Source organism: Methanohalobium sp., from assembly GCF_046546175.1.
GTDB lineage: Archaea > Halobacteriota > Methanosarcinia > Methanosarcinales > Methanosarcinaceae > Methanohalobium.
Genome location: NZ_JBKGYF010000002.1, coordinates 1 through 25,999, shown reverse-complemented (window position 1 = coordinate 25,999; position 25,999 = coordinate 1). Strand labels below are relative to the sequence as shown.

Genomic DNA, 25,999 nt, shown 5'->3' with positions numbered 1-25,999 from the left:
TTTATATAAACTGCTCCAGTAACCCTCTTGCAGCCATTACCCCTGTAGCAGCAGCATTGACAATATCTCTTGATAATCCTGCACCATCACCCGCTGCATACAGATTTTTGATACTGGATTCCATGCCATGGTTGACCTGTATTTGCATGGCATAAAATTTAATCTCAGGAGCATATAGCAGTGTCGAATCAGAAGCAACACCAGGTATAATCTGATTAAGAGTCTCCAGACCCTCGATTATATCCATTACTATCCTGTGGGGCATGGCCATAGATATGTCACCGGGTGTAATATCTTTCAATGTATTGAGAACTGGATTCCTAGCAAGTCTTCCGTCGGTAGACCTTCTTCCGCGCCTTAAGTCACCCATCCTCTGCAGAACAGGTTTCCCTCCTCCTATGGTTGTGGCAAGTTTTGCAATAGAGCGGGCATATCTGGTGGTATTTTCAATCGGATGGGTCAGTTCTATGTGTACAAGAAATGCAAAATTCGTATTCTCAGATGTATTATTGCGTAGTGAATGACCGTTGGTTGCGATGAAATCTTCGTATTCTTCTTTTACCACAAATCCGTGGTCATTTGTACAGAAGGTTCGAACAAAATCATCGTATCTTTGGGTCTGTATATGAAACTTGGGGTCACGGTTGATTTTTGTAATCGGGTCCATGATGATGGCTGGATCTTCTACACGCACTCCTATGTCGATACCACCATATTTGGCTGATATGGAATGATTACTGACAAGGTTGTTTACCCATTCACCGCCAACACGGCCTGGTGCGAGTATGGTATAACTGGACTTTATGGTTTTATTGTTATCAAGTACTACACCCTTACAAAAACCATCTTCGACTATTATATCCTGTACCTTGGTATTTAGTAAAAATGAAACACCTTTATCATCCAGACTTTTCTTGAATCTGGATATTAACTCAGGTGTGTTGTCAGAGCCAATATGCCTCTGTTTAATTTCTATAAACTGGGCACCAACAGATGCAGCCCTTCGTTTTAAATCCTCTATCTCCTGCAGATTGTAGGATGGTACTATTTCTGGTGCACCATATTTTAGAAAGATATTATCCACATAGTCAACGAGTTTCCATGCACTGTCCTGGTCACCTGTTAATTTAGCAAGGTTACCTCCAATATCAGGTCTGAGGTTAAGTGTCCCATCTGAATATGTGCCTGCGCCACCGACACCACACATAATATCACACGGGGCACAATGTGTGCACTGTTGAACAGAATCCATGGAACATTGTCTTTTTTCAATGTCCTGACCCATTTCTATGACCAGTATATTCAGGTTCTGTTCACTCAATTCATTGGCAGCAAACATACCGGCTGGACCAGAACCAATGATTATCACATCGTATTCTATCTTGGCATCAATTTCTTCTTTGTTCAAGTTCATGGATTGTACCAGCCATTTTTATCAATTCAGGATAAGATTTTTTCTAATCTATTCATCGATTTTGCAAGCTTGATTTCCTGGGCTATCCGTCTACCAGTGGATAAATCCTGCTCTATAAAATCTGAATATGGAGATCCTGAAGGATAGAGGTTTGTACCTGCAACAATACGTGCTGATATTTCAAAAACTTTAATTTCCAGTTTATCAGTAACAACGGTTTCAAGGCAGAAAGGTCCTATCATCCCCCCGAAAAGATTCAGTGATTCCTCTACAACTTTCTCACCAAGGGAAAATATACGCGGCAGCAGAGATTCACGTGCGACAAGCGGGAAGTTACCTGTGACAACATATGAAGGGTTTATTCCTGCTTCTTCAAGTTCTCTTGCCGAACCCAGCCTGAATATTTCATCAGCATTGGATTCTACTCTTCTGTCCATACTAAGCATTTCAAGAGTGCCTTCACTTAATTTATATCCTTCTTCTCTTAATGGGGAATAGAAGAAATGGAAGTAATACCTTGTGCCTACTATAAATTCCTGAACAACATAATTTTCATTAAGATTTACATTTTCTTTGAACTCTTCGTAATTTTTGGCAATGAAAAATCCTCGGCCACCTTTAGCTCCCTGATATTTGACCATTACAGGTCCATTGATATCTTCAGGATTGATAACTCTGGGCATCTCGATACCAGCTCTCTCCAGCCATTCTCTTTCTTTTGTTCGGTTTGATTCCCAATCAAGTACATCCCGGTTCCCAAAGGTAGGAACTTCAAGATTTGCAAAGTTATCAGCGCCCACATATTCTACAAATGAACCGTGAGGAACAAGTATTGCATTTTTTTCTATAAATTTATCAGTCATTTTGGGTATATCTTTATAACTATCAACAATAATAAACTCATCTGGTTTTGCTTTCGGGAAAGCATCGTAGTATTTGGGTGGTTCTCCAACACAAATTCCAATTGTTTTAAAACCTTCTTTACGGGCACCGTCAAAAATTTGCAGGCTTGAATGTGAGCATACAGTCGCAATAGCCAGATTGTCAAAATCATAGTTTTGCAGAATTTCTGAAATTTGTTGTTCTGTTACCATAATTAAACACCGGGAAATTACATTAAATAGTATTGTTCAGTATTTAAGTTTGTGGAATTGTTGGTAATCTATATTATATTTTTCCAAGACTGTTCTGAAGAAATATCAATTAGTATCTTAGATTGTTCACTGCACATAAATGTATTATATAAAAAAACCCATTCATGATATTTGGGAACTTGAGTATGAAAAAAAGGGTAGCATTAAAACTTGCATATGTAGGAACTGAATATCATGGATCACAGATACAGCTAGAAGTTCCAACCATTGAAGGGGAATTGTTCAAAGCCTTGGAAAACCTTGAAATTATAGATGACCCAAAATCAGCTAATTTTATAAGTTCTGGCAGAACAGATGCAGGTGTTCATTCCATAGGTCAGGTTGTGGCGTTTGACACCGATAATCCTAAACTTGCTGTACCCAGAGTAATTAATTCACAGCTTCCAGAATCCATATGGACATGGGCTTATGCGGTAGTATCAAATGATTTTGACCCCAGACGTAATGCGTTAAGCCGGAAATACCTGTATATCATGAGTGGTGAAGAATACGATATATCAAGGATAAGAACGGCATCAAAATATCTGGTCGGAACTCATGATTTTGCCAATTTCTGTACACCTGAAGAAGGCAAAAGTACTGTGCGCACTATCCAGAGGGTCAATGTAAGAGTGAGAGGCAATCTGACCCTGATAGATATACAGGCGGATAGTTTTCTGTGGAAAATGGTACGAAAAATAGTAACAGCACTCATGATGGTCGGGTACGGTACAAGAGAAATCGAATGGCTGGAACAGATGCTCAATCCCGATTACTATGAAGAAGGTCTTGAACCCGCTCCATCATACGGGCTTATATTAAAAGATGTGGATTATTTATATTCAATAGAATGGTCAGAAGATACCTATTCAATCCGCAGAGCACGCAACCAGCTAAGGGAACATCTTATCTTCCACAGGGTAATGGCAGAAGTTCTGGACCATCTGGTTCCAAAAGAAAAACGCCATACAGATGCATAATAACACTGGGCTCAACAATTATTATCCACAAGGGTAATAACTATTACTCAAATAAAGCCTTTTAAATTGTTGAAAAACCAATTGTATAATTGCCCATTGTAATTACTTCCTTCAGTCCTCTATCTCGCCTAAAAATCTCCTGCCGCCTCTCTCATGGAGGGAGGTATCCTCATTTTTTAGATGGGCAAATTTTTTCATTCCTTATACAGCACAGATATAACTCTTGTCAGGCTTCGATGCACCCTCTGATGATGTTCTTTATGCAGAACAAATCCTGCATCTTTTATAAATTCCCTTACCGGACTGCCTGTAACTATAACTGCGTATTTTCCTTTCTTGAGAACACGATACATTTCTCTGAAGGAGTGTGTATACAGGTGTTTTAATGATTCGGCTTTAATCAGTGCTGATTTTCCATAGGGTGGATCGGTTACAACAGCATCCATGGATTCATCCGCAAAAGGCAGTCTGCAGGCATCACCCAATAATAATGAATAATTAATATTCAGATGGTTAAGATTCATGCGTGCCCCTGACATGATTTTGTACTGAACTTCCAAACCTGTAACATCAATTCCCACAAGACCTGCCTCCATAAGGATGCCGGCAGTTCCACAGAATGGGTCAAATAGTGTTTCACCGGGTCTGACTTTTGACAGGTTCACAACTGTTCGAGCCGTCCTTGGCATCAATACACCGGGATAAAAAAAAGGTCTCCTATGGGGGACTCTGTTTTCAAAAGAACTGCGGTCAATCTTTGCCACAACTGAACCCATAATACATTTTTCCGTAAGTACCAAACGCAATTCACTATCAGGGTTTTTTAAATCTGCATGATAATCCTGACTTTTTCCTTTTCTGTAAACGCATCCTCCAACTTTTTTTTCAAGGTTTTCCCTGTTTATGGATGTATAATGTTTAACCTTTTTTGCACGCACTGCATAGGTCTGTCCGGGGGTCATATGTTTTCTGATATCGAGGTTTTCAGCAGTTTTTAAAATCTCATCAATATCAGTATCACAGATATCTGCCACTTTGAGGACAGAGTGCGACATAGCCAGCCGTTTTGAAACAGAGGTCAATTTTTTCTCAACTGATTCAGTCTCACCTGATATATCCACAACAAGGCACTGGTCAAAATGAGCATATTCACTATATTCAAGTTCCTTTATTTCAAGGCATGCAAAAATTTCAAAAACAGGTAAGGTCTCATGCTCACCTGATAGTTCAAAAGCGTACAACATAAATATAAAACGTTTTTTAATTTAATAAATCTATATCAAAACATTTTCTCAAGTGCCTCTTTACCTGTAATTCCGGTATCAATGCCAAGCTCTTTTGCAGGCAGGGACACTTCAATAATCTCTGCATTTAAAACATCTTCAAAGGAATTGACACCTTTTACCTTGGCAGCCGCATCACCCAGTTTGTTCGCAGCATTGATATCCAAATACCCGCACATCACAAAACCTTTATCAGCTTTTATAACGATGATTGGGGCATTGTTCATATCAAAAATCAAACCAAGACCGGTTCCGTTCTTAATATTTATTTTTTCGACTATCATATTTAGAAAAAATAAATCTCCAATTTAGATTAACTTTTTGGACTGGATTAATATTTCTTATTTTTAAGATTCATGTGGAACTGTTCAGTTAAGATTATCCACACTTAATTTATGACTTTAAATCATTGTGCTTAGAAATATCAAACAATCGAAAATAGATTAATATATCTCATTAATTGAATAGTGCCTTTTAATAGATACGAAATTTTGGCTAGTTTTAAGAAACATATTTAGTAACTCTATAGAAAACTGTTTGAATAGACCTCATAATTTTAATAGTATTTGCAAATCCTAATAAAAAGGGTATGCATAATTTTTATATGCAGTTTAATAAAAAAATAAAACATAAAAATGGTTATGGATGGTTGTAATCAAATGTATTTCGAACCTCATATTCAGAACGCTTTCCATTGGCTCAAAAATCAGGAAATTGATACTGTCAAGTGTTTGTCTAAGGTAATTGTAGCATTTGATTTATGGGATATAGAAAACCATTATGCTGCAAAACTTATATCTAAAAAACAGAACAGTTCCTGGAACAATTCAGTCAGGGATACTTCTCGAGCCTGTTCAGCACTGGCAAATATAGGAATTATTTTTCCGGATACGAAAAAATGGCTTTTAAATCAGTGTGATGGGAAAGCATGGAATGATGATGTTTATGATACCGCTTATACGCTTATTGCACTTGCCGATATGAATGTTCAGTATAAAATGGGTTGTGACTGGATTGTTGAAAATTACAGTTCAAAGTGGGAACATACAGGTACAACATCACTTGTACTCACAGCTCTTGTCAAACAGGAAAAACTGCTGTCCACAGGAAAATATGGAAAATTTATCCAAAACCGTTCAGAATGGATTTTATCACAGGCAGAAGATGGAGGTGGGTGGATACATATATCCACCAGCAACCTTGCGGTACAGGCTTTGATGCTTACAGGTTATATGAACGAACTTGAACCTCATATACAATGGCTGATAAATAATTTTAATGAAAACGGGTACTGGGGTAATGAGAAAGGAAAAGTTGTAGCTACAGCATTATCCCTTATAACCCTGGAGATGTATGATACCGGTTTAAAAAATTGAAATAATAAAAAGTATTATGGCCACAGACCAAAACTGGCGTTTAATGCCAGAATACCAACACCGATGACGATACCGAAAATAACGATAGGTTTCGGATCTAGGTGGATGGCTCTTTTATCTGCCTCATAATATCTCATAAGACCCGCAGATGACATCATCCCTTCGTTGCTTGATTTCTTTTTTGGCATTGTATCCTCCTTTTTGTGAACATTTGATGATTGTTATTTATAATAAGATATATCCTTTTTGTTGATTTAAAACTTTTCGTCAAAAGATGTTCTACTATATTCAAAATTATTGTGCTGGATTAATATTCATATCAAAACCTCATCCAGTAAAAACGGCGGCTTGAAAACTCCGTTTTCTGTAATTATGGCACTGACGTTTTCCATTGGTGTAGCATCAAATGCAGGATTGTAAACATTTACATTTTCAGGTGCTATCTGCAAATCTCCAAAATACCGGAGTTCATCAGAGTTTCTTAATTCAATTTCTACACTTCCTTCCCATCCCTTAAAATCAAAGGTTGATGTGGGTGCAACTACATAGAATGGAATTTCATGTTCCTTTGCAATTACTGAATGTGTATAGGTACCGATTTTGTTGAATACTGCATCTTCTGTAATTCTGTCCGCACCGACGATAACCTTATCTATGGAACCATGTCTTATAACATGGCCTGACATGGAATCTGCAATCAATGTGACAGGTATATTATCCTGCATGAGTTCCCATGTTGTGAGTCTGCTACCTTGGTTCAGGGGTCTGGTTTCACATGCAACAACTTTGATATTCTTGCCTTCCTCAACAGCAGACCGGACAACACCCAGGGCGGTACCCCAGTCTACACATGCCAGTTTTCCGGCGTTACAATGGGTTAATACAGTATCACCGTCTTCCAGCAGTTTAGCACCGTATTCTCCGATTTTTTTGTTGATGGCGACATCCTCGTCAGCGATTTGTTTTGCATCTTCTATCGCAGTACTTTTCATCCCCTCCAGGTCATAGGCGTCAGAGGTAGCTTTCAAAACCCTGTCCACTCCCCATCCAAGGTTTACAGCAGTGGGACGGGTTGATTTGATGGTTTTAGCGGCTGACTGAAGTTCCTTTGTAAGGTCATCCATATTCACAGCTTTACTTAAAACAGCGGCAAGAGCAATACCATATCCACCTGTAGCACCCAGTGCAGGAGCACCACGTACACGAAGGGATTTTATAGCTTCACATAATGCTTCGATTGTTTTACACTCAATAACCCTGTACTCTCTTGGAAGGAGGGTCTGATCGATTAATTGAATTGTATTGGATTCATCATTCCAGTCGATTGTTCTCATGGTTACACCTTAACATTATATAAACAAATTATTTAAAAGCAGACAGACCATTAATCCAGGTATATTTATTTAGGTTTTAATATTATAGTTCCCCTTAAAAAATCCTTGCCATAAATCAATTAAAAATTTAATCAATTATCAGGTGTACAAATAATATGGAAATGGGTGTTGTAGTTTTACTTATAACAGAATATAAAGGAAAAACAAGGGAATACGTAGCAACAGTGTCAAATGAGAGCTTTCATACAGATCTTGGAATCATAGACATGGATGACCTTCTTGACAAGGAACCAGGTGATACTGTAACTTCTCACCTAAATCATACATTTTTCATCAGAAAACCCAGGACCCCGGATATTTTCAAACATGCAAAACGTACAGGTGCACCCATGATGCCAAGAGATATTGGCATTATCATCGCATATACAGGGCTTAACAAAAATGATACAGTGCTTGACACAGGAACAGGTACTGGTGTCCTTGCCATGTATATGGGCTCCATTGCAAAACAGGTGGTCACCTATGAATCCAATGATGCATTCTTTAAGGTTGCCAGATATAATATAAAATCACTGGGGTATGATAATATTGAACTGCGTCATGGAAACCTTTTGGGTGAAATTCTACATATGGATGAGAAATTCGATGTTATAACACTGGATACGGTTGATGCCGGAAGAATCGTCCCGGATGTTGTCAATATATTGCATCCAGGAGGTTTTCTTGTGGCCTATTCACCTTTCTTTGAACAGACAAAAGAAATACGTGAAGCAATTAATAATGCTGGATTCATGGAAGTCTCAACCATTGAATGTATTGAACGGAATATAGCTTTTACCGACCGCGGGACAAGACCGGCGAGCTCAAGGGTTGGGCATACTGGTTTCATAACCATTGCAAGGACATGATTTAATCGGTCATTTTTAAACCGCTGTGATTTATCATGAAGTCACAGGTTTCTCCTTCCGGACGTGAGCGATGTTTTCGCAAAACTGCTCTTCTTTTATTATTCCCTGTACGATCAAATTGTATGATTGTCTTTGACAGATGTTCTATACCACTTCCACCAATGGGTTTGACATTGCCTGATGATGTATCAGCATAGACCTGATTGGTAATAATCACTGGGAAGCCATATTTGCGGGCAAGACTGTGCAGGTATCCAACCTGATTTGAAAGTTCTCGACGTGTCTGGATACTTGAATCCTCATTTTCCAGTTCGAATCTGTAAAAAGAAGTGGCAGAATCCACGATGATGAGTCCGATGTTCTCCTCACTTATTTTTTCAATATCTTTTATGGCAGAATACTGTTCTTCAAAATTAAAGGGTTCATAGATGATGATACTCTGTGCGATTTCTTTGGAGTTTTCACCTGCAATCTGCTTGAACCGCTCCGGTGATAAAGCTTCAGTATCTATATAGATAACCCTTTTACCCTGCTTGACGCATTCAACAGAAATTTGTATACAAAGATTGGTTTTTCCACTTCCTGGTTCACCATAAATCTGGGACACTATTCCAGGTTCAAATCCACCACCAAGAAGGTCATCAAGGGGTTTGCATCCGGAAGGTAGTTGTGTGTTTATTTCGTACACCTCGTTTTTTAAAATTTGATAACTTAACTATAAATGAAGTAATTAAAATATACATCTTTTGGATGCCTAGTCTGTATCTATAAAATTTTTGAAAACATTACATTACCATATTTGTTATCATATATGTGACCAGTTTGTATTCATAGCTGTTATATATTAATATTTTTAGTATTCAAATTTGGAATGGAAAAGCATTATTAAGTTCTAATTCATTTCTATTATCTACCACAAAAAATCCATACTAATTCGAGTAAAAAGCCTATTGGCCATGTTTTGAGCATTATGAAATAGCTAATGGATGCCATGAAACAGCTGAATATAAAAATAAAATTATATTAAAGGGTGTGAATATTTTGTCTGAAATTATTGTATATACAACAGAGACCTGTCCCAAATGTGAGCAGTTGAAAAAACTATTAAAGTCCAGTAATATACCTTTCAAAGAGGCGGATATGTCCACACCAGAATCCCTGACAGAACTCAGAGTGAATGGTGTATTCGAAGTGACAGCTCCTATACTGCAAATCGATGATAAATTCCTCACCCATGAGGAATTGTTTGACGGGGGAGAATTAGACAGGAACGTGATAAGTGAAATATTATAAAATCTATATGGGAGGATTTTAAGATGGAGGCATATAAACTTAAATCAAAAACGGAGAAATCAGAATCATTACCCTGGGGACAACAACAGGGAGTTCAACGAACACTTGACGGGGATATTGTTCCAGAAATGCCCAAAGTAAGAACTACTGACGGCTACATGGTCGATTGGGATAAAAATGTCATCATTAAACAATTAACTAAAGAAACGAAACTTGCGGAAACATTTTTTAACATCTCACAGGTTTCATATTCTGAAGCAAAAGAAATTGCAGACCTTGCTGAAGAAAGAATCAGAAAGATGACCCTCCAGTTTTTATCAGGACCGCTTATCCGTGAAATAGTGAATACTATACTTATTGAAAAGGGTCATGTCGAATGGAGAAATATCTGTACAAGGGTAGGAACACCTGTATTTGATGCATTTGAAATCGATACAGGCATAGGATTTGAGGCTAATGATAATGCAAACCTTCAGGATAACGCCGAAACATCTCATAAGAAAAAAGCCGATAAAATATCCAAGGAACAATATACTCTAATGCTTCCTCCAAAACTGGCAGATCTCCATCTAAATGGAGATATCCATATACATGACCTCGAATATTTTGGAACAAGACCATTCTGTCAGGACCATGATTTGCGTTATTTCTTCTACTACGGTCTGATGCCTGACGGTTCAGGCACCAAAGCAAGTGTAGCAGGCCCAGCTAAAAATGCAGAGGTTGCAGTGCTACATGCAGTGAAAGCACTCGGAAGTGCTCAGACCAATTTTGCAGGAGGCCAGGGCTTCTATAATTTCCTCACGTTCCTTGCACCATATATGGAAAACAAGGATTATAATGAAATCAAACAGCTCATGCAGATGTTTGTTTACGAGATGACCCAGATGATGGTTGCACGTGGTGGACAGCTTGTGTTCTCATCTGTACAATTATCTCCGGGTGTGCCTGAAATATGGGTTGACAAACCGGTAGTTTCTCACGGTACAGTTTATGACGGTAATTATGCGCCGCTGAGGAAATATGGTGAATTTGAAAAAGAGGTAAGACTCACTTTCAAAGCACTTATGGAAGTAATGCTAGAAGGTGATTACTGGGGTAAACCTTTCAATTTCCCAAAACCTGAAATCTCAATAGAACCACAATTCATGGATGAGGACGAAGAATTTAACAAAGAACATCCAGACCTTCCAACATATGAAGATTTATACGACCTGTCATTCGAATTGGCAGCCAAATTCGGCACACCATACTTTGACAATCAACTGCCACCATACAGAGGAGCAGGTAAAGGAATATCCTGTTATCAGTGCTGTGCCTATCAGTTTTCTGCGGATGAGGAAAACGATGAAGATTTTGAGGATAAACTGTATTTCAAAGATGGCAAACACTTCTCAATGGGTGCATGGCAGGTTTTAACCCTTAACTGTCCAAGGTCTGCGTACAGAGCAGAGGGTGACTATGATGCACTTATAGGCGACCTTAAGCGTTTGATGTACAGAAGTGTAGAGGTTTTCCTTGCCAAAAAGCAGTGGATGGATTACATAATAGATAACAACAGAATGCCCTTCGCCACGCAGCGTCCCAAAGACCCGATAACAGGCGGAAAAGGTTCTGTACTTGTTGATACTGATAGTTTGGTATATACAATCGGTATCATAGGTATCAATGAAATGGTTCAATACCACACAGGTTACCAGTTACATGAATCAAAAGAGGCTTTCAGACTGGCTGTCCGAGTCATGACCGAACTTGAGATGTATGCAAAAGATCTTAGTAAGAAATACGGCATGCAAATCGCACTTGCAAGGACACCCGCAGAAACCACCGGACAGAGGTTTGCAGTATCAGACCTGCTCCAGAAAGAATTTGCAAACAAAGCTGAACAGGTAATCAAAGGTGACGTAGAAACCGCCAAACAAAAACTCAACAAAGAACACGATTTACCTGTATACTATACAAACGGTATACACATCCCACCAAGTGCAGATATATCCATAATCGATAGAATCAACTATGAACATACATTCTTCCCGATTGTAGATGGTGGAAATATAATGCACATTTGGATGGGTGAGAGTCATCCTGATTCCAAGGGTCTGAAACAGTTTGCACTCAATATTGCAAAGAACACCCAGACCGGATACTTCGCTTTTACAAAGGATATGACGGTATGTATGGATGATTTCCATGTCGCAGATGGTTTGAAAGATAACTGCCCGAATTGTGGTTCTGATAATGTAGAGTTCCTTTCCAGAGTAACCGGTTACATACAGGCTGTAGGCGGCTGGAACGAAGCCAAGAAACAGGAGCTTGAAGACCGTAAACGCTACGCTTCTGTAGATATGGTATAATGTGGTAATATGGAATTGAACTACGGTGGAGTGGTTCCGATATCTACCATCGATTGGCACGGAACGGTGTCAATCGTTATTTTTTTCAGGGGCTGTCCTTTCAGGTGTCTGTACTGCCACAACCATGAATTAATATCTGGTTCAAATCCAGTGGATATTGAAGAAATCGAGTCACAAATCACCAAATCCAGGATTTTTGTGGACAATGCCGTGTTCACAGGTGGGGAACCATTCATGCAGTCGGATGTCCTGAAACATCTGACGGATTTTGCAAAATATAATAACCTGCTTGTGGGTATTAATACCAATGGTTTCTATCCAAATTGTGTAAAAGAATTTATTTTAGATAATAGGGTTGACAAGTTTTTTGTAGATATAAAAGCCCCACTGGATGATTTGGAACTATACAGGAAGGTATCAGGCTATAATAGTTCGAATCCTTCAGAACTTGTAAATAGAGTGGTTGAAACTGTGAATATTTTAAATGAAAGTGGAATTGAATTTGAACTCAGAACAACGGTAATCCGTGATTTGATAGGAAATCCTGATGAAATATCCCAGATATCTGAATGGGTGTCCAAAAACCTGTCCAAGGATGTACCCTATGTTATCCAGCAGGGACAACCAGACCATTCAATGGATTCAGATTTACATGGTATTGAACCATTGAAAAAAGAAGAAATACTGGAACTTTCTAAATATGCGAAGAATTATCTGGACGATGTAAGAATCAATACAGATAACGGATATGAGAAAGTTTGAATTTTACTGGAAGATTTAATATTTTCCAGTTAGTTTTGCAATACTCCGATGTAATCCGTGGATACTAAAATCACGTCCCAGATACATCATCGGGCATCTGTCAGTTATAAATTCCAGCTCGGAATTCTTGGTTATGTCATCAAGTTCTGGGGTTCCTGTTATCCAGTGAACCCATACCCTTTTTATATCATTGTCCTTCAGAGTGTTGACAATATCAGCCGGATTGTATTTTGTAGTACCTATGATTGCGTTTTCCATGCCATCAGGAATCTTAGAAACATTGTTTAATGTATCTGGATTGGGTTTATCTGAAAGGTCAACCACATGGACATATTTGTTCCGGTTTTCGAGTTCTTTTATGGTCAGTTTCATTGCTGGTTTTGTTTTGTCTGTGATAACCACAAAATGGTCAAAGTTCCAGAATTTCTCCTGTTCAAGTTCCGTCATTTATCACCACTCCCTTGCTTTTCATATAATATAATGGGTTATTTTGATTTATAAGAATTAATAATTGATGGTGGTTATAATAATAATTTTTTGAAATTTGTGCAAGAAAAAACAGGGATGGATAAAAACAAAATAAATTCATTTCAGATTTTTAAGGTATTTCTTTGTTATTTTGTCGTGCTTGATACCATCAGAGAAAAGTTTGTTTTTATCAATCCACATTTCTGATGGACTCTGGAGGCCATGGGATTTATGGGGTACACGACCTATGCTATTTGACATATTTTCTTTCTGTGAATTAAGAGTATCAAACTGGTTATTGATATTATCCAGCTTTGAATTTTTACTTTTGTTTTCGGATTTTTCATGGTGGTCGCTGTTGATGTATGGGTTTTGTTCTGTCAGGCTGGTAACTCCATCACCATCGATTCTCATGTCAGATGCGCTTTGAAGTCCACGGACATTTTGGGGATGGTCCATTCCTGTTACAAACCCTGAAACGGGAGATCCAAGGGTTTCAAGTCCTCGACCAATTGTATAGAGTCCGTTTAATTTATTGCATTCGCTGGTGAAGTTTTCCTGACCATCTTCATTATTGGATTCAATGTATCCGATATTATCATAGAGATTGTTCTTATCTATCCACATATCTGATGGATTCTGCAATCCCTGTAATTTGTGCGGGGTATATTCTACACCTGCTATTAATCCTGTATGGGGTGAAGTAATAGTATCGAGCCTGTTTCCGAAATTACAGAGCTCACTGATGTTTACTTTTTTATGGATGTTTTCTTTGTTTATATTTGTAGTATTTTTATTATGGTTTGAATCGTCTGTCATTGTAACCCCGATTGATTGGATTCTATATTAAAAGGTTTGTTCAAATTATCGCATATATCTATACCTAGAATCTTGTATATTTTTTCCATGTCCAGACCTTTATGTACCATATCTCCGAGCATATTATATGCATCTTCCTGTGAAATAATTTTTTGTGGTATGTATTCCAGTCCTTTTTTCTCATAGAGGTATTTGACCAGTGAATTTCTGATATTTTCATTCTCAAACAGACCATGTAAATAGGTACCAAAAACCAAACCGGTTTCATCCATGCATCCATCATCTTCAAAAACAAAATTCTGTGATGTGGTGTCTCCCATGTGGATTTCGTAACCTTTGATTATTTCGCCTTTAATAGAATCCAATAAAGGACCTCCACAGGTCACGGTTTTGGTAACCTGTACAGTTGTCTTTTTATAGGCATCGAATACGGTTTCGATACCTAGCAGTCCCAGACCTTTATACTCTGCAGTTTTCTCGCCTTCGATGCCTGAATCATGGATTTTTGTCCCAAGCATCTGGTATCCACCGCATATTCCGATAATAGGTATTTTACCGTGCAATTTTTTAATCTGGCCATGCATCCCGCTTTCTTTCAGGTCGATAAAATCACTAATGGTATTTTTAGTACCGGGTATTATAACAGCATCAGGATTTCCAAGGTCTTCATACAGTTCTACATATCTAACATTTACTAGGTTTTCCAGTGGTTCAAAATCGGTAAAATTTGAAATCCTTGGAAGTCTTATTACAGCGATTTCAACATCATTATTAATGTCCTGATTACAGGTTTTGTCATTGATGGATACCGAATCTTCAGAAGGTATTTTGATACTGGAGTATGGTATTACACCCAGTACAGGAATTCCTGTGCGCTTTTCCAGTTCCCTGAGCCCGGGTTCAAGGATTGCCGGGTCACCCCTGAATTTGTTAATTATAAATCCTTCAACCCTTTCACGAACATCCTCCGGCAGCAGTTCAATTGTACCATAGAGACTTGCAAATACACCTCCGCGTTCGATATCTCCCACGAGAACAATAGGTGCATTTGTAAGTCTTGCTGTGCCAATATTAACAACATCCCGATCATAGAGGTTAATCTCGGCGGCTCCTCCTGCACCTTCCATCACAATAATATCATATTCATTTCCCAGTTTGTTTAAAGCTCCTTTTAAAATTTCATGGGTGTCTTCAATAGAATCATAATATTCCCCTGCTGTTTTGTCAGCGTATGGTTCACCCAGAATGATTACCTGTGATTGGCGGTCTCCTTTTGGTTTAAGCAGGATGGGATTCATGTCTGCAGTCGGTTCAATCCCGGCAGCTTTTGCCTGGATTGCCTGTGCAATACCTATTTCTTTTCCATCCTTTGTAATCCATGAGTTCAGACTCATATTCTGGGCTTTAAAAGGTGCTACCCTATAATTTCTGGAAAATATCTTGCATAGTGCGGTTACAATTGCACTTTTACCCACATGGGATGCAGTGCCCAGTATAAGCAAGCTTTTTGTATCGGCATTAGTTCTCGTTTTCATTCACCACGACCTTTAAGTGATAAAGTTTATGTGTAACAAGTTATATTTAGTAGATTCGAGTTTATTTAACTTTAACCAGGTGAAATATTGTCTGATTTATTGTACATCAGCGGTGGTCCAACAAAACCGGAAATTATCTCTGTATCCCTGTTCAAGCTTGATTTATGTGAAGGGGATACATTTGTAGATTTGGGTTGTGGCACAGGAGCTGTATCCATACAGGCATCTAAAATGAAACAGGGACTTAAAATTTATGCGATTGATGCACGCTCCGAAGCAATTGATACAGCATCCAGGAATTTTGAAACGTATCAGGTACCTGATGTAAACCTTATTCATGGAGAAGCTACCAGTGTTTTAACCGAAGATAATGATATTGGTACGATTGACTGTGCCTTTATAGGTGGCACAAAAAACATCGATAAGGTGCTTGAAATCCTTGTAGATAAGGGTGTGAAAAATATTGTAATAAATGCAGTACGGATTGAAACCGTTGTTAAATCCATGCAAAAGATGCGTGAGATGGGTATATTCGATGAAGTACTGCATCTATCGGTCTCGCATGGAGCATCAATCGCGGGAGAAACCATGTTTAAACCCGATAACCCTGTTTATATCATAGTGGGCAAATCACAACCCAGACTTAATCAATAACAAATTAAATACCCAGAGAGATTATAATGCTAATAGGTGTAGGATTAGGACCTGGAGACCCTGAACTTCTGACATTAAAGGCTGTAGATACCCTGAAAAAAAGTTCTAAGGTCTATGTACCGGGCAGACTTGCTGCAGAACTGGCGGAACCGTATGCAGACCCTGAAATACTTGAGTTCCCCATGTTGAAGGATTACGATGTTTTAAACGATGTCTGGAAAAAAAATGCAGAAATTGTTGCGAAGGAAGCAAAAGATAATCTGGTATCATTCGGATTAATCGGTGATCCAAACTTCTTTTCAACTTTTTCCCATCTTGAACGAGTTCTGAATAAGCTTTATCCTGAAGTAGAAACTGACACTATACCAGGTATAAGTTCAATTACAGCATTTGCTTCCAGAACCAGAACTCCTGTTTATTCCTCGTTTGAAGTAAATGATGGGTCACAAATCGATTCAAAGATTGTACTGAAGACAAAACGTCCCAGAGAAATTATGTATAACATGCGTGAAGAAGGGTTTACTGATTTTGCTTTTGCGCAGCGTCTTTTCATGGAGAATGAAGTTGTTATCAGGGATAACGATAAAATACCTGAAAATGGCAACTATTTCAGTATCATGTACGGTAAAAAATCCGATCAGGTGAATAACAATGAATAATAACAAGGTATATTTTGTGGGTTCAGGTCCAGGGGATGCAAAACTGATAACAGTGAAAGGACGCGAACTCCTGGAAAATGCAGATACTGTGATTTATGCAGGTTCACTGGTAAACCCCGAAATACTGGAATATACAAACGGTGAGATGATAGACAGTTACGGGCTGACCCTTGATGAGATAACATCAAAGATAGTGAATGATGTTAAAGCAGGCAAAAATGTGGTTCGTCTACACAGTGGCGACCCATCTTTATACGGGTCAATACTGGAGCAGATGGATGAGTTGAAAAAATACGATATAGATGTGGAAATTGTACCCGGTGTATCATCCATTTTTGCATCTGCAGCATCACTTAAAACTCAGCTGACTCTTAATGGGGTATCCGATAGTCTGATTATTACCCGACCGGCAGGTAAAACACTTGATAAAGATAAAATCCATGAATTATCAAAGCACCATGAGACAATGGCGGTTTTCCTTGGTACGCAGAAAATCGAGCAGATAATGGAAAAGGTGGACTATCCATCAGATACACCAGTTGCTGTCATTTATCATGCTTCATGGAATGATGAGATGGTTATTAAAGGAACTTTAGCAGACATATCCCAGAAGGTAAAGGATGCAGGCATCAAACGGTCTGCAATGATTATCATCGGTGGAGTGGTAGACCCCATCGAGTTCAGGAGGTCGTATCTATACGGAGTACCACAGGAACCGCTGTGATAACCTTCCAGAGGAACCTTGAGACTGCACAGAGCATAGCTGAGCATTTGAATGCAGATGTGCTGATCTACGATAAAGATATTTTTAAAAAGGCATTTGATGAATACGATGTAATTGTAGCGGTTTTTGCAACCGGAATCGTTGTACGGGATATTGCACCCCTTTTAAAGGATAAATGGACTGACCCCGCTGTCATTGTGGTTGATTCGAATTTGTCCTTTGCTATACCTCTGCTGGGTGGACATCATGGAGCCAATGACACAGCACGCAGGATTGCACATCTTGGAGCAGTACCTGTAATTACAACTGCTACAGAAGTACATCAGAAGAATTCAGTCGAAGGAATAGCATCATCCATGGGATGTGATATTGTAAACAAGGAATCCACAAAAACAGTTAACTGTGCACTCCTTGAACAGGATGTGGAAGTCCTAGAACTTAAAGGTCCCAAGATAGTAATGGTTGATGATGATGTGTCGGTATTAAAAAAAAAAGGCAGGATGAGAATTGACACTGATCATCGGAATCGGAACACGTAGGGATGTTACAAGCCAGGAAGTCATTGATGCGGTATCAAAAGCACTGGAAGAAAGTGGTTACAGTTTAAATGAGGTATCAATGCTGGCATCTGCAAAAATGAAAGAAAACGAAACTGGATTGCTGAATGCCGCAAATACACTTGACATCGGGGTTCAATTTATCCCGCATGAAATACTCAATAGGTACAAATCACCTACCATATCACAGGCAAGTCGATTCGGACTTAATGGTGTTGCAGAACCGTCTGCAATGGCGCTTTCAGAAAAAAAGGAATTGTTGTTGAGGAAAAGAAAATATGGCAGAGTCACAATCGCAATCGCAGAATAAAATAGGTAAGCTCTATGTAGTTGGAATAGGTCCGGGGTCAGTAGAACATCTCACTATCCATGCCAGAGATGTAATTCAAACTTCGGATTATGTTATAGGTAATGGAACCTATCTTGATCAGATTGAAAGTTTACTGGGTGACCAAGAGATTATCCGCAGTTCCATGGGAAAGGAAGTAGACCGCGCCAACAGGGCAGTTGATCTTGCCCAGAATTCAGTCGTATCCATGATAAGTGGTGGAGATGCTAATATCTACGGGATGTCGGGACTGGTTCTAGAAGTAGCAGAAAACGCCAAGCAGGATGTAGAAGTGGAAATAGTTCCAGGTGTGACAGCTATTACGGCATCTGCAAGTATTCTGGGTTCACCGATTGTAAACGATTTTGCTGTGATAAGTCTTAGTGATTTGCTCACACCATGGGATATGATTGAAAAACGTCTTGATGCGGCAGCATCTGCAGATTTTGTTATTTCTTTGTATAATCCTAAAAGCAGGAAACGAAATTCAAATTTTGCACATGCCATAGAAATCATCAGAAAATACAGGAATGAATCTGTCCCTGTGGGACTTGTCAAGAATGCACTCCGTGATGATAAACAGGATTATATTGTAACAACACTTGGTAATGTATTAAACTATGAAGACTGGGTGGATATGCGTACTACTGTCCTGATAGGTAACAGTGAATCACGTATATGGAAACAATACGATGTAGATAGAATTATAACCCCGAGGGGGTATCATAGAAAATATGAATACTGAAAGCGACAGTTCACAAAATAAAGATATACAGAACGATGATTTGGATGAATTTGTAGAATTCACAACCGATATCGACCCTGAACTTGTAGAAATCTGTAATGACAGTGGTGCACAGACGACTGAAGCAAAATCCATCTACATGACAAGTCGTAATATCGCACGTAAAATAGTGGGTGACGATACCCTTGAAGACCGGATACGACAAAGATGTGTAATATCCACAGGTGACCCTTCAGTTGCAGAGATTATGAAATTCAAAAAAAACCCTATTGAATCAGGGGTTAAAGCCATTAAAAACGGGTCTCCTATATTTGTTGATATCAGGATGCTCAAGGCGGGTATCACTACAAAAGGTCATAACTGTGATATAATCTGTGTCCTTGACAGGGATAAAGATGCAGAGATTGCACACAAATACGGCATCACAAGGACTGCAGCTGGATTCCTGAAATGTAAGGATGAGCTTGATGGCGCTATTATAGCGATAGGAAATGCTCCCTCGGCTGCAATAACGGTCTGTCGGCTGATAGAACACGGTGTTCGTCCGGCACTTTTAGTGGGAACACCAGTGGGATTTGTTAACTCTGCCGAATCAAAGGAAATGGTCCGAAATATGGATGTGCCATCAATTACATGCGAAGGTACAAGAGGGGGCACACCTATTGCAGTAGCCAGTGTGAATGAGCTGGTATCAATTGCACGCGAACATGAGAATTGTGAATAATCAAATCATGCTACCTGCAAGATGATTGGTATAGATCATCCAGAGTCCTAATATTATGAGCACTATACCTGCTACTTTTTTCACATGAATACCGTGTTTTGATAGTTTACCAAGCTTGGATGTTGTCAGGTTTGCAGAATAGGCTATTATCAGCATCGGAATTGAAAACCCCATGGAATATATGAAAAGCAAGAATCCACCCTGCAGGATATTGTTCCCTACAGCTACCATGGTAAGAATAGCACCTAGAATAGGTCCTATACATGGAATCCATAGAACTCCTAGGGACATCCCGAGCAACAACCCTCCGAACAATCCCTTATCATTCATATGTCTTCCAGAAAACCGTTCAAACAGTACGGAATTGAAAATATTTATGTCCATTAACATCACAAACCCAAGTCCGAGGATAACGATTTCAGCTATGATATAAAGATAATCCTTGTACATCTGGAAACTCGATCCAAATGCTGATGTTATAATTCCCATCAGGGTAAAGGATATCGATAATCCCAAAACAATTGCCATTGGTCTGAATTTCCCGCTTTCAGTAGAATATGCAAGTATTGCAGGTAACAATGGAAGGACACATGGTGATAGGATACTGACAATACCTGCAATAAATGCTGCTACAGGTCCAGCCGTAGATGTTGATGTTAACAAATCCATATTTATCCTTTATTTTCAACAGCGAATTCAAGAGTTTTTGTAAGCCTTTGTTTCTGAGTTAGCCCTATGAATCTGGCTTTTTCTCGCTGGGTAGTAGTATCACCATTTTCAGTCATGTACACATAGTTTCCGTTATCATTTATACCAACAACAACGACAGAATCTGGTATTGACTGAATATTGAACCTTCTGGCAATATCGGGTGTCACATCAACATTTACATACATGACCTCTGCATCTTTTTTATATTCTCTGGCAATTTCTTCAATTATGGGTCTTTGTTTGTCACATGCAGAACACCACTCTGCACCAAATTCAATCAGAACCGGTTTATTTTCAAGGGTATCGTTTATCTGCTGGATACTGGTGACCCTTATTGACCCATTGGATGTGTAATCATCATTATTAGCACTTGAATCATTTTCAATACAACCGGTTGCCAATAACAAAAGGGTTGATATAACTGTAAATAATGCGATTTTTCTCATGTAACCACCACTTATTATCGTTAATCATATTATGATGTGGTTTTTGATTTATAATTTTTGTGTATATTTGACAAAACCATACAAAATCCCGACATAATAACCTAATTTATGAGTAAGAGAGACATTTATTTGCTATCAGATGTATCTTTGTAAACTACCTGCCATTTAACCAGTAAACCCTTATCCATCTGTTCAAAATTTGCAAGTTTTAATTGTAATATTTCATTTTCCAGAAATCCTGAACCATCAACAAGGGTTGGTGCACTATACCCCCCAATGATAATATTTCCAATAAAAGTGTAGATTTCATCCACGAGTTTTAGGGATAAAAGGCTCCAGTTCAAACTGGAACCCCCTTCAACCATTATTTTTTCAATCCCCATCTCCTTCAATTTTTCAGCCAGCATTTTCAGGTCAACTTTTCCATCACCGGCTACAATAACAGTTGCTTTATCTTCGAGTATTTTTAGTTTTTCTTTAGGGGCGGATTTTGATACCGCAATTATCCTTTTTCCTTTCCCCTTTTTAAAAATATCAGCGTTTTTTGGTGTTCTGGCTCTACTATCGACGATAATTCGTACAGGATTCTCATCAAGACCTTCATCTTTTCGATAGTTCCTCCGAGTTTCGGATTTTATAGTAAGGCTCGGGTCATCGGCAAGGACCGTGCCAATACCTACCATGATGGCATCAGAGTCCTTTTTGAGTTCATCCACACGCTCTAAGTCGCAATCTCCTGATATTTTTATCTGCCTTCGCTCCTTTGTGGATATCTTTCCGTCTGCCGATACAGCAGCATTTAGAAATATAAACGGTCTGTTCCTGATATCAATTTGTTTTTCATTCATAAGCATCCGGTTATTTTTGGTTTTTAATGTTCCAGTAATGCTTTTAGCAGGTCACGGTCTCTGAGAAGTCCCAATAAATCACCGTTACCGTTTACAACAGGTATCTGGTCGATGTCATTACGTTTCATGGACAGTGCACATTCACTCACACCTGACATGGGAGTGGCTGTAATCAAATCAGTGACCATTATTTCTTTTGTGGGTATATTGGGTGCCTTTATTCGCGAAACACTGTAATAAATACTCATGGTATCACGTATGGATTCCCATGTCCATTCGTCCTCATCTTCAGCAGTTGTTGACATATCAGAAACTTCTACCGAGTCTTCGATGATACTGGCACTTATAATATCCCTGTCAGAAATCAGTCCGACAAAACTAAGGCTGTCGTCCAGTACAGGAGATACATTTACATTTGCAAACTCCATTATTTTTGCCACAATTGGTAATGGTGTTTCATCCCATACAGGTACAATACCGTTGTTAAGATATGGCTCGATTTGGTCAGTTATATTAAGGTCTGCCATGCTCCCCACTATATCCGCTATAGTAACAAGTCCTACGAGGTCTTCTTCTTCAATAACCGGCAACCTGCGAATGTGGTGGTCAATGAGTAATCTTGCAGCAACTGTAATATCAACATCTGGTGATATTGTTACAGGGTCTCTTGTCATAAGGAGAGCAAGCTGTTCTTCTTCGGGATATTTGAGCAAATTATTACGACTGACAATACCCACTACTTTATTGTCTTTAAGGACAGGTACCCCTGAAACCTGTTTATCCTTTAATATTTCAAGAACTTCTTCCCTTGATCCCGGGATTGTTGCATATGCGACATTCTTAATCATTATATCTCTGATAATTGTATTTCTTGGCATTGTTTCCCCATGATATCCGTTTTATTTAAATAATTAATCTTTCTTTTCTTCTCCGCGTACTACGAGTACAGGAGCTGTTGAATTTCGTATAACTTTCTCTGCAACACTACCAAGTAAGAATTTATCCAGTCCACTTTTACCAAGGGTTCCCATAACTATAACATCGATATCATTATTTTTGGCAAAATTAATAATTTCATGACTTGGATGTCCTTCAAGAATTGTAGGCTCACATTCTATATCAGCTTCTTCTGCAAGTTTTTCTACCCAATGGGTTGCTTCTCTGCCTTCCTCTTTTATCAGATCGTACATCATTTCCCAGCCTGAATCCATCGGTATTGAGGAAAAAGCAGCAGTATCAACCACATATGCAGGGTAAACTTTTCCGTTGCTTATTTTGGCAAGGCCGATGCCATATTCAACTGCTCTTCGATTCTGTTCTGAACCATCGGTGGCAATCAATATTTTTTTGTATAGATTATTTGCCATACTTTTGTCTCCTTTAGGCACGAATTATGGATAAGATGTCATCAGGTCTCCCCCTTCTGACAATTCCACTTATTGGATTGTTTATATTTGATAGATTATTGGATTTACCGTTCAATATCATGAGACTTGCACTCTTTCCTTCCTGAATTGGACCGGTTTTTTCAAGTCCCAGTGTTGTGGCACCCTTAAGAGTGCACATTTTAAATACTTGTCTGTCCTCAATACCAAACAGTTTTGATAACATTTCCATCTCTGAAAACATGTTTACCGAATTTAGCATAACATTATCGGTACCGACTGATACATCGATACCCTTTTCCAGCATATCTGTAACAGGAGGCATTCCGACACCAGTTGTGAAATTGGAACGCGGGCAGACTACAACCGGGATGTTTTCATCTGCTACATCTTTCAGATCCTGCCGGTTTGCATGGGTTAAATGAACCAGCAGATCCGGCTGAAGAGATAGAGCTTTTGAAATACAGGAGCGGTCTTTTTCTCCCGAATGGATGGCAAACATTTTCCTGCTTTTTCTGGTATAATCATCAATTGCTTCCAGTAATTCCATGTCCATATCATTGGCACCGCTGATACCAATTCCATGGGCGTTTTTTAGTATCCTGTCAACTTCTGAGATAACTTCCTTTTCTGGATCATCTGTGTTTGTGGGTCTCCCAAGTATAACATTATCGATGTTTGTATTATCAACAGCTTCTTTTAATGCCTGTATTCCCATCACTCCGCTTTCTCTAAAATCAGCAAAAGCACCGGTACCAGTGGCTATCATATCCTGTATACTTGACCTCATACATTCCACGAGTTTTTCGTATGGAGTTCTGCGCAATACCTGATGTTTGAGACCCTCTGGAGGTTTTACCAGCAAATCAAGGTCCCGCTCAAGTCTGTAACCCCTGTATTTACCCAGTGGAGGATCTTTAAATACCGAATCTCCGATATGGGTGTGGGCGTTTACAAAACAGGGAGCTATTATATTATCAGTCTCCCGTTTTTCTTCCCCTATTTCCTTTATTACCCCATCTTTAACACAAACATAACCATCCACTGGTTCAAGTTCGTCACCTGCCAGTATAATGCCAGAAATTACTTGTTCACCCGACATGAAATCATATATTAGTGGTTATAATAATTAATATAATTAATGATTTTTTGGTGATTGTACATTCTAACGTCAAATTTATATTTTTATACACAATATTGATAATAGCGTATTGTAAAGTTCCTTGCATGAGAACAGGGCTTTAAAAACAAGCCTTTCTGTGAGTGTATAGATAACCCCAATACGCTACACGGTGGTAATGCGACAATGCCTGTCACGAGGGGTAACTGGAATTGACAGCGGACAATCCAGAGGATGATATTCCGGAGTTAGTGCGTCGGGCTACAGCATTACCATAATATACTTACAATTTTTCTGGTATAGAATATGGCACTGGAAGATGCAGTCAGAAAATCGGATGATTCCGTTGTTATCAATATAGAAGTAGCGCCCGGTTCAAAATCCAACAGTATACCTGACAATTATAACCAGTGGCGAAACCGTATAGAGGTAAAACTTACACAGAAAGCCCAGAATAGAAAAGCCAATGACCAGCTGATTGAAAAATTTTCAGAACTTTTTGCAGTCAATAAATCTGATATTATAATTTTAACTGGTGAAAAGGGTAGTAAAAAATCAATCAGTATTACAGGTATAGGTTATGATGATGTGGTATCCATACTCGAATCGAGGATAGATAAAGTCTAAAAAATAAAATTAAATCCCAGTTATAAAAACTGGAATACCTATTCATTTCAGTGCTTCTCTGACCATACTGGCAGTACCTTCAGCCTTGAAGGCTTTCAGGAAGTATAGGGTTTCTGCATAAGCCATTGCATCAATGGCTCGTTTTGTATCATCATTTACAGAATATATCCTGTCAAAAAACTCTTTGATGGCGAATTTGCTGTATTTGCCAAATATTTCGCTGTCAGTTTTGTCCGGTGATTTTTGTTTGTAATTTTCTACTGTCCAGTTCCAGATATCACTATAGAGTTCAGGTTCAAACAGCTTGAATGCGTCCCATACTAGGTTCATGTAAAAGGTTCCAACATTGCCTTTTATTATATCTCCATGCGGGAAGTGTTCGTGGATGAGTTCGCGTGGTGTGCCTGTAATTCCATGTTGCGCAATCCTTACATTCAGGTTGTTCTCTTTTAAAGATTGAGCTACTTTCATGGTCTGGGGTATGTCGATTGACATCTGTTCTATGAGTTTGCCCTGGGCATCATAAGTATTTCCATGGGCACTTCCATTTGCTATTGCCAGTACCTGTGGATAGACACCGTTCTCATTCAATGCTTTTATAAATGTAACAGCTTCTTCTGGTTTGGTCAATACCCTGCCGTGTTCATCTTCTCTGCCAATTTCTCCAACTTCCACTTCGAGTCCGTATTCCCTGTCACCCATCTCTTCTTCGATAAATTTTGCAATCTCGGTTGTGGCGTTTATATTGTTTTTCAGTTCTTCTCGAAGGTCTCCTCCCTTGAAATTGAACAGATGAGAGGCATCAATGGCAA

The 25,999-nt window shown here is 38.9% G+C and carries 31 protein-coding genes; 14 read left to right on the top strand and 17 right to left on the bottom strand.

What is annotated here, in order from left to right:
• Position 1 precedes the first annotated feature (1 nt).
• Both ACLFMM_RS00420 and ACLFMM_RS00415 read right to left on the bottom strand, forming a co-directional pair.
• Positions 2–1,414 (bottom strand): NAD(P)/FAD-dependent oxidoreductase, encoded by a 1,413-nt coding sequence (locus ACLFMM_RS00420; protein WP_410806743.1) that lies wholly within the window; start codon positions 1,412–1,414, stop codon positions 2–4.
• Between the two features lie 26 nt (positions 1,415–1,440).
• Positions 1,441–2,508 (bottom strand): formate--phosphoribosylaminoimidazolecarboxamide ligase, encoded by a 1,068-nt coding sequence (locus ACLFMM_RS00415; RefSeq protein ID WP_410806742.1) that lies wholly within the window; start codon positions 2,506–2,508, stop codon positions 1,441–1,443.
• Positions 2,509–2,693: 185 nt separating this feature from the next.
• Here ACLFMM_RS00415 and truA point away from each other — a divergent pair, with 185 nt between their 5' ends.
• On the top strand, positions 2,694–3,527 hold the full coding sequence (gene truA, locus ACLFMM_RS00410) for a tRNA pseudouridine(38-40) synthase TruA (protein WP_410806741.1): 834 nt from the start codon (positions 2,694–2,696) through the stop codon (positions 3,525–3,527).
• Between the two features lie 194 nt (positions 3,528–3,721).
• Here truA and ACLFMM_RS00405 read toward each other — a convergent pair whose 3' ends face one another.
• Both ACLFMM_RS00405 and ACLFMM_RS00400 read right to left on the bottom strand, forming a co-directional pair.
• Positions 3,722–4,771: a THUMP domain-containing protein gene (locus ACLFMM_RS00405; RefSeq protein ID WP_410806740.1), complete on the bottom strand. Its 1,050-nt coding sequence runs from the start codon at positions 4,769–4,771 to the stop codon at positions 3,722–3,724.
• A gap of 35 nt (positions 4,772–4,806) precedes the next feature.
• The gene (locus ACLFMM_RS00400) at positions 4,807–5,094 is read right to left on the bottom strand and encodes a YunC family protein (RefSeq protein WP_410806739.1); all 288 of its coding nucleotides are present in this window, start codon (positions 5,092–5,094) and stop codon (positions 4,807–4,809) included.
• Between the two features lie 375 nt (positions 5,095–5,469).
• Between ACLFMM_RS00400 and ACLFMM_RS00395 the strand changes: the two genes are divergently transcribed.
• Positions 5,470–6,186, top strand: a complete 717-nt coding sequence (locus ACLFMM_RS00395) for a hypothetical protein (RefSeq protein WP_410806738.1) — start codon at positions 5,470–5,472, stop codon at positions 6,184–6,186.
• A gap of 14 nt (positions 6,187–6,200) precedes the next feature.
• On the opposite strand, the gene ACLFMM_RS00390 is transcribed toward ACLFMM_RS00395, so the two are convergent.
• Together ACLFMM_RS00390 and ACLFMM_RS00385 are read right to left on the bottom strand one after the other, a co-directional pair.
• Positions 6,201–6,374, bottom strand: a complete 174-nt coding sequence (locus tag ACLFMM_RS00390; protein ID WP_410806737.1) for a preprotein translocase subunit Sec61beta — start codon at positions 6,372–6,374, stop codon at positions 6,201–6,203.
• A gap of 126 nt (positions 6,375–6,500) precedes the next feature.
• Positions 6,501–7,520 (bottom strand): S-methyl-5-thioribose-1-phosphate isomerase, encoded by a 1,020-nt coding sequence (locus tag ACLFMM_RS00385; RefSeq protein ID WP_410806736.1) that lies wholly within the window; start codon positions 7,518–7,520, stop codon positions 6,501–6,503.
• Positions 7,521–7,675: 155 nt separating this feature from the next.
• Between ACLFMM_RS00385 and ACLFMM_RS00380 the strand changes: the two genes are divergently transcribed.
• Positions 7,676–8,428, top strand: a complete 753-nt coding sequence (locus ACLFMM_RS00380) for a methyltransferase domain-containing protein (protein WP_410806735.1) — start codon at positions 7,676–7,678, stop codon at positions 8,426–8,428.
• A gap of 1 nt (position 8,429) precedes the next feature.
• Here the strand turns inward: ACLFMM_RS00380 and radB are convergent, their stop codons facing one another.
• A complete protein-coding gene (gene radB / locus ACLFMM_RS00375) occupies positions 8,430–9,116 on the bottom strand; it encodes a DNA repair and recombination protein RadB (protein WP_410806734.1) in 687 nt (228 codons plus the stop codon).
• 353 nt (positions 9,117–9,469) lie between these two features.
• Here radB and ACLFMM_RS00370 point away from each other — a divergent pair, with 353 nt between their 5' ends.
• Genes ACLFMM_RS00370 through ACLFMM_RS00360 form a run of 3 tightly spaced genes read left to right on the top strand, consistent with a single transcriptional unit; the run spans position 9,470 to position 12,837 of the window.
• A complete protein-coding gene (locus ACLFMM_RS00370; protein WP_410806733.1) occupies positions 9,470–9,721 on the top strand; it encodes a glutaredoxin family protein in 252 nt (83 codons plus the stop codon).
• Between the two features lie 23 nt (positions 9,722–9,744).
• Positions 9,745–12,075 (top strand): anaerobic ribonucleoside-triphosphate reductase, encoded by a 2,331-nt coding sequence (nrdD, locus tag ACLFMM_RS00365; RefSeq protein ID WP_410806732.1) that lies wholly within the window; start codon positions 9,745–9,747, stop codon positions 12,073–12,075.
• A gap of 9 nt (positions 12,076–12,084) precedes the next feature.
• Positions 12,085–12,837 carry an anaerobic ribonucleoside-triphosphate reductase activating protein gene (locus tag ACLFMM_RS00360; RefSeq protein WP_410806731.1) on the top strand — a complete coding sequence of 251 codons (753 nt, stop codon included), beginning with the start codon at positions 12,085–12,087 and terminating at the stop codon, positions 12,835–12,837.
• A gap of 15 nt (positions 12,838–12,852) precedes the next feature.
• Here ACLFMM_RS00360 and ACLFMM_RS00355 read toward each other — a convergent pair whose 3' ends face one another.
• The 3 genes from ACLFMM_RS00355 to ACLFMM_RS00345 form a co-directional block, all read right to left on the bottom strand.
• Entirely contained in the window at positions 12,853–13,284 is a 432-nt protein-coding gene (locus tag ACLFMM_RS00355; protein WP_410806730.1) for a hypothetical protein, read from the bottom strand.
• A gap of 138 nt (positions 13,285–13,422) precedes the next feature.
• Complete coding sequence (locus tag ACLFMM_RS00350) at positions 13,423–14,124, bottom strand: hypothetical protein (RefSeq protein WP_410806729.1); 702 nt, start codon at positions 14,122–14,124, stop codon at positions 13,423–13,425.
• Positions 14,121–15,659 (bottom strand): cobyric acid synthase, encoded by a 1,539-nt coding sequence (locus ACLFMM_RS00345; RefSeq protein ID WP_410806728.1) that lies wholly within the window; start codon positions 15,657–15,659, stop codon positions 14,121–14,123. Before ACLFMM_RS00345 ends, ACLFMM_RS00350 begins: the two co-directional genes overlap by 4 nt.
• A gap of 87 nt (positions 15,660–15,746) precedes the next feature.
• Between ACLFMM_RS00345 and cbiT the strand changes: the two genes are divergently transcribed.
• From cbiT to ACLFMM_RS00310, 7 genes are read left to right on the top strand one after another with little or no spacing between them, the layout of a single operon-like run.
• Entirely contained in the window at positions 15,747–16,313 is a 567-nt protein-coding gene (gene cbiT / locus ACLFMM_RS00340) for a precorrin-6Y C5,15-methyltransferase (decarboxylating) subunit CbiT (protein WP_410806727.1), read from the top strand.
• A 26-nt stretch (positions 16,314–16,339) separates the two neighbouring features.
• The gene (locus ACLFMM_RS00335) at positions 16,340–16,972 is read left to right on the top strand and encodes a cobalt-factor II C(20)-methyltransferase (RefSeq protein WP_410806726.1); all 633 of its coding nucleotides are present in this window, start codon (positions 16,340–16,342) and stop codon (positions 16,970–16,972) included.
• Positions 16,965–17,696, top strand: a complete 732-nt coding sequence (cobM, locus tag ACLFMM_RS00330; protein ID WP_410806725.1) for a precorrin-4 C(11)-methyltransferase — start codon at positions 16,965–16,967, stop codon at positions 17,694–17,696. Before ACLFMM_RS00335 ends, cobM begins: the two co-directional genes overlap by 8 nt.
• Complete coding sequence (locus ACLFMM_RS00325; RefSeq protein ID WP_410806724.1) at positions 17,693–18,235, top strand: cobalamin biosynthesis protein CbiG; 543 nt, start codon at positions 17,693–17,695, stop codon at positions 18,233–18,235. The genes cobM and ACLFMM_RS00325 overlap by 4 nt, the downstream gene beginning before the upstream one ends.
• The gene (locus ACLFMM_RS00320) at positions 18,204–18,563 is read left to right on the top strand and encodes a cobalamin biosynthesis protein (protein ID WP_410806723.1); all 360 of its coding nucleotides are present in this window, start codon (positions 18,204–18,206) and stop codon (positions 18,561–18,563) included. The genes ACLFMM_RS00325 and ACLFMM_RS00320 overlap by 32 nt, the downstream gene beginning before the upstream one ends.
• On the top strand, positions 18,532–19,326 hold the full coding sequence (gene cobJ / locus ACLFMM_RS00315) for a precorrin-3B C(17)-methyltransferase (RefSeq protein WP_410806722.1): 795 nt from the start codon (positions 18,532–18,534) through the stop codon (positions 19,324–19,326). The genes ACLFMM_RS00320 and cobJ overlap by 32 nt, the downstream gene beginning before the upstream one ends.
• On the top strand, positions 19,316–20,050 hold the full coding sequence (locus ACLFMM_RS00310; protein WP_410806721.1) for a precorrin-8X methylmutase: 735 nt from the start codon (positions 19,316–19,318) through the stop codon (positions 20,048–20,050). The genes cobJ and ACLFMM_RS00310 overlap by 11 nt, the downstream gene beginning before the upstream one ends.
• Here the strand turns inward: ACLFMM_RS00310 and ACLFMM_RS00305 are convergent, their stop codons facing one another.
• From ACLFMM_RS00305 to ACLFMM_RS00280, 6 genes are all read right to left on the bottom strand, one after another.
• Positions 20,051–20,719 carry a cytochrome c biogenesis CcdA family protein gene (locus tag ACLFMM_RS00305; protein WP_410806720.1) on the bottom strand — a complete coding sequence of 223 codons (669 nt, stop codon included), beginning with the start codon at positions 20,717–20,719 and terminating at the stop codon, positions 20,051–20,053. It lies immediately after the preceding gene.
• 2 nt (positions 20,720–20,721) lie between these two features.
• Complete coding sequence (locus ACLFMM_RS00300; RefSeq protein ID WP_410806719.1) at positions 20,722–21,207, bottom strand: thioredoxin family protein; 486 nt, start codon at positions 21,205–21,207, stop codon at positions 20,722–20,724.
• Between the two features lie 125 nt (positions 21,208–21,332).
• Positions 21,333–22,055, bottom strand: a complete 723-nt coding sequence (locus ACLFMM_RS00295; protein WP_410806718.1) for a 2,5-diamino-6-(ribosylamino)-4(3H)-pyrimidinone 5'-phosphate reductase — start codon at positions 22,053–22,055, stop codon at positions 21,333–21,335.
• Between the two features lie 23 nt (positions 22,056–22,078).
• Positions 22,079–22,933: a CBS domain-containing protein gene (locus tag ACLFMM_RS00290; protein WP_410806717.1), complete on the bottom strand. Its 855-nt coding sequence runs from the start codon at positions 22,931–22,933 to the stop codon at positions 22,079–22,081.
• 33 nt (positions 22,934–22,966) lie between these two features.
• Positions 22,967–23,422 carry a universal stress protein gene (locus ACLFMM_RS00285; protein WP_410806716.1) on the bottom strand — a complete coding sequence of 152 codons (456 nt, stop codon included), beginning with the start codon at positions 23,420–23,422 and terminating at the stop codon, positions 22,967–22,969.
• 13 nt (positions 23,423–23,435) lie between these two features.
• A complete protein-coding gene (locus ACLFMM_RS00280; protein ID WP_410806715.1) occupies positions 23,436–24,542 on the bottom strand; it encodes an amidohydrolase family protein in 1,107 nt (368 codons plus the stop codon).
• Between the two features lie 324 nt (positions 24,543–24,866).
• Here ACLFMM_RS00280 and ACLFMM_RS00275 point away from each other — a divergent pair, with 324 nt between their 5' ends.
• A complete protein-coding gene (locus ACLFMM_RS00275) occupies positions 24,867–25,187 on the top strand; it encodes a DUF167 domain-containing protein (RefSeq protein WP_410806714.1) in 321 nt (106 codons plus the stop codon).
• A 42-nt stretch (positions 25,188–25,229) separates the two neighbouring features.
• Here ACLFMM_RS00275 and ACLFMM_RS00270 read toward each other — a convergent pair.
• Positions 25,230–25,999 (bottom strand): class II fructose-bisphosphate aldolase (locus tag ACLFMM_RS00270; protein ID WP_410806713.1); only part of this gene is annotated, 770 nt, incomplete at its 5' end.